This is a genomic window from Duncaniella muricolitica (assembly GCF_910574735.1).
Classification (GTDB): domain Bacteria; phylum Bacteroidota; class Bacteroidia; order Bacteroidales; family Muribaculaceae; genus Duncaniella; species Duncaniella muricolitica.
On record NZ_CAJTCF010000050.1, the window covers coordinates 16,433 to 29,420 of the forward strand.

8 protein-coding genes and 1 pseudogene are annotated in these 12,988 nt (G+C 40.3%); 3 read left to right on the forward strand and 6 right to left on the reverse strand.

The window, feature by feature from the left end:
* Nucleotides 1-18: 18 nt before the first annotated feature.
* The 6 genes from QGT73_RS11400 to QGT73_RS11425 all read right to left on the reverse strand — a co-directional run bounded on the left by QGT73_RS11400 (nt 19) and on the right by QGT73_RS11425 (nt 9,320).
* The gene (locus QGT73_RS11400; RefSeq protein WP_123399960.1) at nt 19-714 is read right to left on the reverse strand and encodes a DUF4357 domain-containing protein; all 696 of its coding nucleotides are present in this window, start codon (nt 712-714) and stop codon (nt 19-21) included.
* Complete coding sequence (locus tag QGT73_RS11405) at nt 714-1,514, reverse strand: hypothetical protein (protein WP_123399958.1); 801 nt, start codon at nt 1,512-1,514, stop codon at nt 714-716. Before QGT73_RS11405 ends, QGT73_RS11400 begins: the two co-directional genes overlap by 1 nt.
* Before the next feature lie 13 nt (nt 1,515-1,527).
* Nucleotides 1,528-3,153 (reverse strand): hypothetical protein, encoded by a 1,626-nt coding sequence (locus QGT73_RS11410; RefSeq protein WP_123399956.1) that lies wholly within the window; start codon nt 3,151-3,153, stop codon nt 1,528-1,530.
* Complete coding sequence (locus QGT73_RS11415; protein WP_123399954.1) at nt 3,154-6,288, reverse strand: Ppx/GppA phosphatase family protein; 3,135 nt, start codon at nt 6,286-6,288, stop codon at nt 3,154-3,156. It lies immediately after the preceding gene.
* Nucleotides 6,289-6,291: 3 nt separating this feature from the next.
* Nucleotides 6,292-7,689, reverse strand: coding sequence for an FtsZ/tubulin family protein (locus QGT73_RS11420; RefSeq protein ID WP_123399952.1), 1,398 nt, complete (start codon nt 7,687-7,689; stop codon nt 6,292-6,294).
* Between the two features lie 452 nt (nt 7,690-8,141).
* On the reverse strand, nt 8,142-9,320 hold the full coding sequence (locus QGT73_RS11425) for a hypothetical protein (RefSeq protein WP_123399948.1): 1,179 nt from the start codon (nt 9,318-9,320) through the stop codon (nt 8,142-8,144).
* A 1,118-nt stretch (nt 9,321-10,438) separates the two neighbouring features.
* On the opposite strand from QGT73_RS11425, the gene QGT73_RS11430 reads away from it, so the two are divergent.
* The 3 genes and pseudogenes from QGT73_RS11430 to QGT73_RS11440 all read left to right on the forward strand — a co-directional run.
* Nucleotides 10,439-10,864 (forward strand): plasmid mobilization protein, encoded by a 426-nt coding sequence (locus QGT73_RS11430; RefSeq protein WP_123475514.1) that lies wholly within the window; start codon nt 10,439-10,441, stop codon nt 10,862-10,864.
* The gene (gene mobB / locus QGT73_RS11435) at nt 10,843-12,162 is read left to right on the forward strand and encodes a conjugal transfer protein MobB (RefSeq protein ID WP_123399944.1); all 1,320 of its coding nucleotides are present in this window, start codon (nt 10,843-10,845) and stop codon (nt 12,160-12,162) included. Before QGT73_RS11430 ends, mobB begins: the two co-directional genes overlap by 22 nt.
* Before the next feature lie 12 nt (nt 12,163-12,174).
* Nucleotides 12,175-12,867: pseudogene (locus QGT73_RS11440) on the forward strand (YWFCY domain-containing protein); the annotation flags it as partial.
* Nucleotides 12,868-12,988: the final 121 nt, after the last annotated feature.

Here is a 12,988-nt window from a genome sequence, read left to right on the forward strand (position 1 = left end):
TGTGGTTCGGTATTCATTTTAACGAAAGAAATAGTCTGGATATACTTCATATAACGTTTTGCCTTGCGAATCTTTCCATAAGTCAAGATTAACCATTGCTCCTAAAGTATATCTTGCTGCGGCAACCGCTGTTCGGCATTTAACATCCTTCTTAATTTTGACATAGTTTCCGATATTCACGCCATATTTATCAATGAGTCTGTGTCTATTCCTATAAGATGAAGATGCAATATAATCAGAATCATCAATTATTGAAATTAAGCTACCTACTCCAATATAAAAGTTTTTAGTCTCTTTGTCAAAGTATCCATAGGCTCTACATCTACCAGCTTTCGTTATCCAAAATACATGATTGTTTTTTGAAGGATTCGTGAACTGAGATGTTTCAGTAGCTTGCTTGTACCCTCCTAAAACAGATAAGATGCCGGTAATAATTGTTGTGACATGATTCCTAATCCCAACAATGACATCATATAGGTCAGTATTACCCGGTTTTTGTTCAAGATAATCTCTATTACAATCAATTTCTTGTTCAATAGAAAAATCGTAGATGCTTTCAAATGGCAACTTATTTGTCGAGGTAAACAACCGAGGTGTATCAATGATTTCTTTACGAAGTTCGCTGTATGCCGAATCATCCTTATCAAAAAGGGTTGGATAATGGACAACGCCAAATATCCGTCCATATTCAGCATTTAAATCTTGTTGTTCCATTACAGTCTTTTCCCTTTTAGATGGTCTATTTTTTCTTTTGAAACATCAATATTGCCGATAACCGGAACAATGTGAATCAAAAATCTTTGATTCCCCATTTCAATTTCATTCCAGGCTTTCTGATAGTCTGCTTGATTTGGGAAAGAATTACGTAGTTTAGATTCATTTGGGATATTTCGAGGAACGCCTTGTTCTCCACTGCCAGATATAATCAACTCACATCGTGGTATCGCATCTATATCTATTCCGTTTTCTTTCCAAAATTTATTAAGATACTGTGCTCTTAGATACGACAATGTGTAATTATTCATCCATGGGCCTTCATCAAATCTAATTCTTGACGATTGACCTTCAATAACAACAAGAAATTTGATGTTACTATCTACAGAATCTGATTTTTCAATACTTTGAATTGTTGACTTTACGAGATTACCGGCTATAAGAATATCTCTTCTGACCTTATTAGCAGCAACAGTATCCGTCTTATCTAACTTCAATCTGTCAATATGGAACTCTTTTGTCTGATACTCAACATCAACAGTAAACAAGTGTTTTAGATATTGTTCATTGTACCCAAAATATTCCGTTGAGTCAATTTTACTTACTGTAGAATAGACAGTAATGATATTTTCGTATTCATCAACGAGAGTCTGTAATATCTCGTTGCTTTCTTTGAGTTCCGTTTCCTTTATCTTAAATCGGGCGAATGACACAACGAACAATACCAATGTTATGGCGAACAATGTCGTCATAACATCAACGTAACTTGGCCAGAATGAACCGTTATTCTTACCGTCCATATTTAGTCAATTTTTAACGTCGTCCAAATCCGAAGAAACCACCACCTCCATTACTCTCTTTATCTCTGGTATTCTTGTTGATGGCTTCAAGCTCTACTTTCAAATCTTGGAGTTGTGTTTCCACTGATTTAATCTCTTTTTGAATGTCCTCGACATTATTGGGACTCACGATTCCTCCTATAATTTCAGACAATCGCTTCTCTATGATCTCTAATTTCCTTAGGTTGGTAAATTCCTCACGAATATCTTCAATATTGAATTTTTCTTTAATCGCGGTTATGAATTCTTCATGTTGCGATTCAAGTTGTGAAGTTTGAGCCTTAATCATATTCTCGAATCCTTCTATATGACCTTCGATTGCATCTTTATATCGATCGTTCATACTTTCCAGAACTTCCGTTTGTCTTCTGAATAAGTCCTCAAGTTTACCATCTGCCATTTCAAGGAACTTGTCGGCAATTTTTCCTTTCTTCGAAATACCTTGAACTTGACGCTGTATCGCCTCAATAACCTGATTCCCTAACACATGTCGATTAGCCAATGATTCACCAACATCATTTATAGACTGTTCAAATTTTGTGATTCGGTCAAGTATTGAGTTGACTTTCAGTGCTATCTCTCTTGGCACTCGCAGTGAGTCATTGTATTTATTTTGAATAACAATCGCCTCTTGTGCTGCTGCGAGCATCATGCGTCTTGCTTCCTCAAACTTATCAAGTGATTTAGTAATTCCAATGAAATGGTTGGCTGCTTCGACATATCTATCTAAGCCACGTACAATCTCGTTGCTTTTCAGAGTGGATAAAAGCATCTCCTGCAATCGTATGTTCTGATTGATTTTATCCATGTTCTCACCCATAACTTCAACAGCATTGGATACAGCATTAACGTGTTTTTCAAAATCTTCACCAAATGCTTTTGTGCATCTATCGAACGTATTTTGAAAACGATTGATTACTTTATCAAATGCCGGTTCAAATTTATCTACGGTCTCATGAAGTTTTGTTATTGCGACTACCATACTTACGTCAATCGAAGGCATGAGTTCGGTTTGTACAAAATCAAAGAATTCGTTCTTATCTTCTTCTATTTTCTTTCTTGCTCCACCGGATTCCGCGGTATTGTACGTAGTTAGAGCCAAGCCAATTAGACTTGTAAACATAGAAACCAAGACTCCAATCAAAAGATTCTTTATGGAATCATCTGATATATTCCCGGCTCCATCAAAGCCACCGATAAACATCAATATTCCCATGAATACTCCGAGGAATGTTCCCATGAGGCCAAGATAAGTTGGAAATGACAGCCTTGCGGTAGATTGGTCATACCTCATGGTCAGCTTTCTTTCAACCTTATTTTGTATTACGGAAAAGTCAGTCGTGCCTTTAGTCTTCTCAATATAATGGTTTATTTCCATAATGAGATTATTAAGGTCAGAATTTGGCTCCCCGACCTCCGTCAGTTGTGGAATGTATTCATCCCCAACCTTCTTAGAGAACGTGCCGTAAGGTTCTTTCTTCTTGAAAAAGTTTTCAAAAAGAATACGATACTTTCGGGTCTCATTGAAGAATCGAATCTGAAGACCGACAAATATCAGCGATACCAGTATCGAAATGAGTATGGTGAAAATGAAGCTCATTTATGCTTTCAAATTAGTTAAATCAAATATCCTGTCAATAATAGGCAAGAAGAATACTGTATCGAATAAAGGCACTTCTTCTTGATAGACTTCCTTTACTTGTGATTGATAATAGGTCTTAAATGGAGTACCTAAATCTTTCATGGCAGCATCCACATATACCTTTGTATTGGCTGTATTGTCGATTATATGTTCTTGTTTTAATAAATCCAAGACTCTTTTGTAGAGTGAGTTCATGACATCATACTTATGCAATAACTCCTTGCGCAATTCTTGCATGTTCTTATTGATGTCTCCTACTGTATTGTAGTTTTGCGACAAATCCCCTTGATATGTCTTACTCGGTACATCAAGAGCATTTGAATCGCGATACAAGCCTCCATAGCAAGTTGCCTCCTTACGTTCTGCCGGTAATTCCAGTTTGACATCATGATCTCCACCAAACACAGTTGCAAAAGTAAGGTCAATAATCTTCTTGAGTATTTTCTTGTCTGAACTAATGAAGCTGTCGATATATTTACTACCATTGCCGCTGAAAATCACGGAACGTGGAGCGGCATATCCATAGTCCTTATACATTGATGCCATATAGAACAATATGGATGTAAGATGATATATGAATACCGCCTTGAAATCACGACTTAACAACTTCTTAATATCACAAAATTCTGAATTACTTAACCAGAAATTTATAATATCCTTTGTTTTAGTTGCTTCGATATCTTTGAAATTGATGTTCAGCTCTTCAAGATCTTGTCGCTTGAACCTGAGAGTATCAGCGTATTTTCGATAGATTCCGTTCTTCCTCTCATTATCAAATTCCATGAAACCATTTTCCCAAAGTACATCACACCCAAAATGTACTGAATTAGCCATCAAGGGTTGATTGTTGCGGAAATACACAAAGTCGGTTGAGCCGCCGCCGATATCTATTACTGTTACAGCTTCGGAGTCCTTTATATAGTCTTTCTTCTTAAAGAAATAGTAGGGAGCCTCTGATTCTGAGAAACAAGAAATTTGATTAGCCTGAATCCCTAAAATCTTCTCAGCCTCGCTATTCCATACGTCTTTATATGTTTCTCTCATATTCCCCATAAAGCTCAATGGTCTAAACCACACCAACTTTGTGCGGTCTAAATCACCGTTGTGCTGAAGAACGTCAGCCTTTATTATGAGTAACAACTCTCGAATGAAAACACGAAGCATTGCATCATTTTCAACCCACTTGATGTCAGTGAGAATTCTCTGATCCTCATCAGGCATAACCCTCTCATAGAAGAAAGCTATGTTATGATTGTCAAACAACTCAGGGTCATCAGTCTTCTTCAAGAGACCACATAATGCAGTTCTAATCGGGAACTTGTAATCAACGCCATCAATATATGCAGGCATAAACTCCGTTTTGATGCGGTTTTTAGCCAAATCAAAGATTGTTCCCTCTATTCTATTGGTCAATGAGACCTGCTTATCTGATGGGACTTCATGGAGATAGTTAACCATAGGTCGTTCCATCTTAAACAATTCAGGCATATTGTTTTCGCCATTCTTGCATCTCGAGATGAACGTATTAGAAGTGCCAAGGTCGATAGCATATGTAAACGTGTCGTTTGTCTCTGTACTACGCTTGAATATAGGTATAACAAGCCCCGTGTTACCCAGCACCTCTATCTCTATGGCATTGAAATCGGTGTTGAATACTTCATAGAATTTTGTGCCTCCCTCAGTATTGTCTGTTTTTTGCCGGGAACGCACTACTGCGGGACGAACTCCAAATCTAACACCAGATGAAAGATTGTCTTGTTCTCTCACAAGTTCTCCATCCTTATAGAACTGAAGAGAAATCTCATCTATGTTGAAATATGGAGGTTCGGGATCTGTGTCCGCACCAATTACCATTACCTTAAAGTAGTTATTCTCGCTGGCCTTAGATGAGAGAATATTGGGGAATATTCCTAAATCAAACGAGATTGAGTCTGCTTTATAGTCTATTATGGTTCCCCATGCCTGATTTAATGCCTCTTTCCCATATTCCTTTTTGTATTCTTTTCCATTGTATCTAAGATATACAGTTACAGAGTTCCTGTTTATATGAACATCAGAATCTATCTTATTCTCAGGGAAAAGAGATAGGACTTCGGGCTTAAACGGAAGCAAATAATCATAATCACGATCACTACTGTCATTTTGATAAGTTACGGCAACGAAGTGGTCTCTGGAAATTCTGTAAGGAACCTTGATTAGCGTTGGAGTAAAGAAACTATTGACATCAATTTCGTCAGACGTCATGATTCTTAGCCCATTTATGACAAGTTCATCGTTCTGATCTGTCGTTACACCTGTTAGTCGTAATTGATAGTCATTACGAATTTCTGTATCATTCTTGAAACTTCTGATGTATTCTTTAATCGCTTTGAACTTGTCATCTACGGTCTCTGATCCGAAGACCTCATTATACATGTAATTCTTGAAGTCTTCATCACGTTCTTCAAACATCTTGATGTCACGAAAGTATTCACCTCCTGATTTACGATGTATGTGCAGATCTGCATATTGTTCTCCTGCAATATGGACAACATTTGCTCCATTCTCCTTTATGATGGCTTTGTCCATATCAGGAGGAGTGATGAAACCTGTCATTGGCGATGTGCTTGCCAAAAGCAAATCTTTACCATTCTCTGTAAAGACAAGAAAATACAATTTGTCCTCACCAATGTCCGTCTTGTAATATTCGTTTATCGAACTATATAAGACTGGCATGAGCTTCTTTATCTTCTTGAGATTTTCGGCACTGTTCCACTCTCGAAGCTCAAGCTTCTGTCCAGCAGTCCAAGTGTTCTTATGATACTTCAGATTAAACAGTAATTCGTACACATCAAGAATGTCCGAAACCATTTGACGATATGCAAAACCAGCTTCTTTTTTCGGATTCGTATGTTCCTCCATTGCACGACGAAATGCCTCGCGGGCTACAAAGAAACGAGCGAAAGGTGTTGGCAAAGAATTAAGAGCACCGCTATTGTCAGTCTTTTGCTCCATCACTTCATCAAGATGTTCGGGCGTAAGACTAACATCTTCGGCAATCCATTCCGTGCCTTTGATTCCTCTGTCTATTATGTTTAGGTCTATTCTTGACATATTCTATTTGTAAATCTTCTTGGTGTATTTATCTATGGCATCATAGGCAAATTGCAGAAAGAATCTGAATTTGTTCTCATGGTCCTTGGACTTGTTCTTATTACTAACTTTTGTCATCTCAAGCAAATAATAAGAATCATCTTTGGCATCAAGCTCAATTGTCTTTATCCATCCGCTCATTTTCTTTGGGTTGTCAAAATTGATAGGAGCGAAAGCTCTTTTGTTTTGTGCAAGTTCCAAATACCAATTATAATAACCGTTGCAAAAACGTAATAATGATTGGAAAGCGGAATCTCCATAGAATGATGAGTTGAATCCTCTATTCTTACTCAACGGGAAGAAACTTTCTTCCGGAAGTTCCTCTACAAGTAATCTAAGGAGCATAAAATCAGCCACACTTTTGATTAGTTCCTTATAACCAGCCCCCATTGAGACTAAATCCAAGGATTCTTTATCATCGTCAATTGCTCTTGAAAGGAACTGTTGACGTGTTGGCTCACCTCTTTTCAGGAAATCGAAAAGAGCAGATGCTGCTACAAGTTCAATGAAATTTGCCTTGTCATCTTGCTTCTTCTCATCATTTTCGTACACTTGCTTAAGGCTCGTTTCTCCTACATAGTATAGATAGTCTGCTTTTACTGTCCCATGATAGTATGCCAATGCCGCTTTGGTCTTGGTATAGAAGTTCGCAGAATCAATGTCACTGCCAGTAGTCGCTGGATCCTTAAGCCCATAATAAGGCAGGACAGTAACAGCCCCCATAAGAGCGTTTTTAACTGCGGGTTCATTTTCAGAAAGACGGATTTTCTTTTCAAGGAGGGGGTAACCAGATGCTCCAGTTCCTCCAAAGATTGAACTGATAATGAACACACGGTCATCTTTTTCACAGTGTTGTTTGAACGACTTGAACCATTCAGCACCCTCAATCATCTCGCCGAGGACAACAGTACCAACATTAGGATTGCCTTTAAATCCGACAGATAAGGGGTTATTTAGATTTTTAGTTGAAAACAAGGTCTCAACTAAAAAATTATTGATGTCGGTTGTCCCAAGATTGGCAAGCTCAATATATGATCTGAATTTCTCTTTACTACCGGCAGTTTCCTGAGTGTCATTTGTCTGGTTATTCAAATCGTCTATTGTACGAATGTCCGAGCCAAAGAATCCAGACAAAGGATTTAATGTCTGATTGCCATTATTTATCGAACGACGATATATCTCTTGATATTCGGCAATTAAAGAATGAAGATTCTTCTTCTCTTCCAAATCAAGATGAGGATCAAGAATGATAGGAACCACAACGTATCCGTTTGTGTCCATGCCTCCGGCCATAAGCATAGTGATACTTTTCATCACCCTTATTCCTGTTCCGCCTATGCAAAAAACAAATACCTTTTTCATGTCATTTAGAATTTGAAGAGACGATATGCGTTAGTTGGCAATGCATTACACCATATCACAGAAGTTATGAAATAAACTATACAGGCATATAGTGCATTTCCGATGGCAACCATAAATTCTAATGTGGAAGAACCGTTTAATTTGGGTTCACACACAAGGTACTCAATACCATATGTGAAAAGCAATGTTAAAAAGAAAGTAGCTATTAAGAAATAAATCCACTTTATAGGTTTATAATGTCGTCCCGGAGCATTGTTGTATGAAGTATAGTAATAGGCTGCAACACCAATACCTAACACGAGCATACAAATAATCACAATCCACATTGATCCATCAAGCTTATTCCAAAAGGACCTTGCTTGATTGAATAGTTGGTCATTATTTTGGAACTGTCTTGTGAAATCGTTTTGCGAGCCGACAATCCACTTATATAATGGTAGTAGTTTCATACTTTAATCGTTTTTAGATACGAGTATATAGTTCGGTTTCATATCGTGTGTTACAACTCCTCCTTGAAAAATTCCTGTTAGAAAGTCTAATACAGAGTATGATTTATTCGGGTCATTCTCGTCATCAGCCTCATCAAAGAATTCATTAAATAATGCGTAATTTGTAATGGGTAACTCGAGATTCCATTCAATTACTTCCGAATCAGTTGGCATATTGAAAATCTTCAAATCAATAGTAGCAGTTGCTTCACGGTTAAGTTGTTTGTCAGAGCCGGTTACATCTTTGACATCAATATCAATTTTTCCAATATTTACGGTGGAGCCGTATAGAGACCTTACTTTAAGCGCATCCCGAAAAATATTTTCATCAGCCATTAGCCAACGATAATTTTCAAGGGGAACTTTTAGCTTTATTGTGCAAGTATCAACATCATCGGCTTCTTCATAACCGATAAATGTAGGTTCGTTCTCGAATTGGTAACATTTGTTGGAAATTCCGAATGAATAATCCGGGTGTCCGTAATTAAAACCACTCTCAATATTATCAACCAAATGCCCCTTTTTCTTAAGCAACAACGATATATAGTTTCTTATCTCCGCAACATTTTCTTGTTCTCCGAGGATAACGAAATAATAAGGAGATCTCTTGCAAACCTCGTTGCCGCCTTTATCTAAATAATCAGAAGTGGCACCAATAATACTTATTGCCTTGCCAAATCTGCCAATGATACCATTTATGTCCGTTGTGTATTGAGACATTAAGACAGAAGGGGCAGCTGCTCCAACCGGACTATATTTCATATCTGATATAAGTACAGCGACCTCGCCCGCATCAGTGTTCAGATTCTCAATAATGGTTTGAAGCATTAGGGGAACTTTTGTAGAGGCCGATGATATAAAAGCACCTGTGTTCATATTGGTTCTGAAGTCTCCTAATAGAAGTGTTGCACCTTGAGAGCCATCATTTGTTAGAATCGAAACATTAGGAGCAAGAGATGAAAAAGAATTCAACACATTCCAAACATCGGATTTGAACTGCGTTGGCTTATTTGCTCTGAAAAATCCATTCATGCTCCCAGAAACCTCAACATAGAATTTAACGGACGAGGGCATCGCCCGGTTGAAATTTGTGTCAAGACTATCTGTAATTAGGAATCCATCTTCAGTGAAATGCTCATTCATATTAGTGTTCACATTGGAGCCGCAACTTTGCATAAACACTCCAACGCAAAACATCAAACATGAGATTGCGCTATAAGATATTATCTTGTTTTTTAATTTCATCTTCGGTGTATCGTCCGCCCGAAGAATCCCTATTCGGTTGATTGGTTTACAATGTCATGGCATATAGAAACAGAAACGTGGGATCCACTTTCCTTGCTCGTCCCACTCCGAGCGGCCTTTCCACGTGCCTATCCAGTCGAGACGAGCAACGCAGAAGCCCACGTATAGGTATATAGTAATACCATGTATCAAAATGACACATGGCGGACTATTACCATCCGTGAGCGACTTAGTTGCCTTTGTCTTTGACTGGAATTGAGATTGTGGAAAGTTTCTCAGAGTCAAGAACAAAGCGCACAAAGACGCTCTATTAAAATATGTCAACAACCCCGCCCGCATTACCCTTCAGTAGCTCAGACTTGCACCTGAGCCAACCTTATCGGGCTTCCGCGTACAGGTATTGCGATGCAAAGTTACAAAAAATCTTTGAGAATACTGCCATACAGGACTGTATTTCTGAGGACTTGCCACAGAATATGAAAGTAAATTTGTAATCTTCCATTTGCTGTCCGGTGAATATTTTAAGCCCAAAGTGGGATTATAATATAGGTCTATGTATATACATCCATACTTAACTATACTCACGTTCCAACGCACATACATAGAATGGCGGGGCAAAAGAAAAATCTGCATCCGAACCTCACAATTCTGTTTCTTTTCCCCAGTCCATGTAATAATATGACACATCAATCGACCTATTCAGGCCATCAAAAGACGAAATCAACCGCAAATAATAATCCCTAACAACTGCTAAAAATTCCCAAATCCCTTTCGTTCGTTATCCCCATTTTATCTAAATCGTACATATTTCGTACAAAGCAATAGGACTATGCTCTTAAATATCAGAAAGATAATCACTATATGTAACGACAAGGTATGTTGCGGGGCACTCGAAATAAATTCGGTGCCTCACAACCCTTGCTCTCCGAGGGTGTGGTTCTCCGCCAAAGTTGGAGAACCTTTCAACGCCTGCGGCGGCTCCGGCACGGCAATCCGCGATGCCTTTTCACTATAATATGAGTAAAAACTCCAGTCACGGAGGGCGGCGACCTAAGGTTGACCCCTCCGTGAACCGCTACGTCGTGCGGTTCAACGCCGAGGAAAATGCCCGATTTCTCGCCATGTTCGAGCAATCGGAGGCCGACAACAAGGCGGCTTTCATCAAGCATTTCCTCTTTCAGAAGCCTTTCAAGGTCTTCTACGTTGATGAGAACACCCGTATTTTCATTGACAGACTTTCCGGTTTCAATGCCCTCTATCGTACAATCGGTGTGTCTTACGACAATCTTGTCGCCACGCTCAATCAGAATTTCACCGAGAAGAAAGCGTCTGCGGCACTCGAAGAAATCAGAAAACTGATGATTCGGCTCATCTCCGTCAGTCAGGACATCGCGGCTCTGGCTCAAAAATTCGATGAGGAATGGTTGCAAAAATCTCGTTAGGCAACTCGCTTTACGGAGCCATCTGCTACAACGGGGAGAAGATCAACAAGGAGAAAGGACGGTTGCTCGACACCAACAAAATCTACAATGACGGAACTGGCTCTGTTGACATCAAACGCGCCTTCGCCGACTTCATGCAGTGGATGCCATCAACGACAAAGACAGAGCGGCCGATGGTTCATATCTCCCTCAATCCTCATCCCGATGATGTCCTTACCGATGCGCAGCTGACGGCAATCGCCCGCGAGTATATGGAAAAGATGGGATTCGGTGACCAGCCATATATGGTCTATAAACACACCGACATCAACCGACACCACATGCACATCGTGGCTCTGAGAATAAGGACTGACGGCAGTTGTATATCCGACAAGAACAACTTCTACCGCAGCAAGGAGATAACCCGTGAACTTGAACGCAAGTATGGATTGAGAACTGCCGAGCGCGAGAAGGTCACGCCTGATACTCCATTGCTGAAGATAGACCCGTCTGGTGACCTGAAGAAACAGGTTGCCTCAGCGGTGAAGATTATCGGAATGCGTTATCGGTTCCAGACCATCGGTGAATATAATGCCGTGCTTGGCCTGTTCAATATCAGATGTGAGCTGACCGACGGCAGGGTCAACGGGCGTGAGTATCACGGGCTGGTATATTTTGCCCTTGGTGATGCCGGCAAACCTATAGCGGCTCCGTTCAAGGCGTCACGTCTCGGCAAGTTCGCCGGACGGGAGGCTATCGACGGCAAGTATGAGAAAGCGAAAGAGAAAATCAATATCACTCAGACAAAAGAGAAAGTTGCCGACGCGCTTGCCCATTGCTCCGGCAAAGATGACTTCATTTCTAAATTAAAGGAGAAGAATATTGATGTCGTTTTCAGGTACACTGATGAAGGCAGAATCTATGGCGTGACATTCATAGACCACGAGACATTCAATGTCCTCAACGGATCACGTTTAGGCAAGGCATTCTCTGCCAACGCGCTTGAAGCCAAATTCAATCCGTCGCAAGAGCCGGGTTCCCGTCAGGAGCATACCGTTCCTGTTTCTCAACCGTCGGAACCGACAGTCCAAGAGCCAAAACAAGAACTGGGGCAAGAGTCTGAGGGCAATACCGGGTCTGACAGCAGAACACAGCAACAGACTCCTCCGGCAGCAAGTCAGAAGAGTCTGTTTGAAGATTTCGATGATAACTCAATAACCGGACTTGACCTGTTCCAACAGGGGCAGTCGTACAATCCGGATGAAGAGGCGTTCATTCGCCGCATGAAGCGTCAGCACCGTCGCGGACGCAAACATTAACACCTTAAAAATATGAGTCAGCAAGAAGATGACCTTCGGTCATTGGCCAAGATAATGGATTTTCTTCGGGCCATCAGCATTGTGCTGGTGGTGACCAATCTCTACTTTTTCACGCGTGTGGAGACCGTTGACATCAATGAGTTCTACATGGTGGCCGATAAAATCCTTAATAATTTCAACAGTGAGTGTGGACTTTTCGCCAATACGTTCAACTCAAAACTGTTCGCAATGCTTTTGCTTGCCCTTTCGTGCTTCGGCACTAAAGGGGTCAAGGACGAGGCAATAACGTGGCGCCATATAATTATTGTGGGAGCCGTGGGAATCGTGGTGTTTCTGTTCAATTCATGGCTTCTGCCTATCGGCTATCGCTATATCTACATCATAACCACCATACTCGGATATATTGGTATGTTGATGTCAGGTATATGGATAAGCCGAATGTTGAAGAACAACATGATGGACGACCGCTTCAACGATGAGAACGAATCGTTCATGCAGGAGACACGTCTGTTGAAAAATCCCTATTCCATAAATATCCCCACAAGGTTCTACTATGAAAAGAAGTGGCACTCGGGATGGATAAATGTGGTGAATCCCTTCCGCGCCTCGATTGTGCTCGGCACCCCCGGTTCTGGCAAGTCGTTTGCAGTGGTCAACAACTTCCTTAAACAGCAGATTGATAAGGGTTTTGCGCTGTATTGCTATGGTGCGCCAGTCAAGGTAGTGTCTTAATAGTCCCTTTGGCAAGGATTAGGCAAGTGTTCTTTGAAAATGACCTATCATCACCGACTTATCTGTCCAACGAAAGACGGCAGGGAGTGTAGCA

Bases quoted from the DNA above. Each gene is read 5' to 3' on its own strand.
- QGT73_RS11430 (WP_123475514.1), top strand. From the start codon at position 10,439: ATGAGTAAAAACTCCAGTCACGGAGGGCGGCGACCTAAGGTTGACCCC.
- QGT73_RS11410 (WP_123399956.1), bottom strand. From the start codon at position 3,153: ATGAGCTTCATTTTCACCATACTCATTTCGATACTGGTATCGCTGATA.
- QGT73_RS11405 (WP_123399958.1), bottom strand. From the start codon at position 1,514: ATGGACGGTAAGAATAACGGTTCATTCTGGCCAAGTTACGTTGATGTT.
- QGT73_RS11420 (WP_123399952.1), bottom strand. From the start codon at position 7,689: ATGAAAAAGGTATTTGTTTTTTGCATAGGCGGAACAGGAATAAGGGTG.
- QGT73_RS11400 (WP_123399960.1), bottom strand. From the start codon at position 714: ATGGAACAACAAGATTTAAATGCTGAATATGGACGGATATTTGGCGTT.
- QGT73_RS11415 (WP_123399954.1), bottom strand. From the start codon at position 6,288: ATGTCAAGAATAGACCTAAACATAATAGACAGAGGAATCAAAGGCACG.
- QGT73_RS11425 (WP_123399948.1), bottom strand. From the start codon at position 9,320: ATGAATGAGCATTTCACTGAAGATGGATTCCTAATTACAGATAGTCTT.
- mobB (WP_123399944.1), top strand. From the start codon at position 10,843: ATGGTTGCAAAAATCTCGTTAGGCAACTCGCTTTACGGAGCCATCTGC.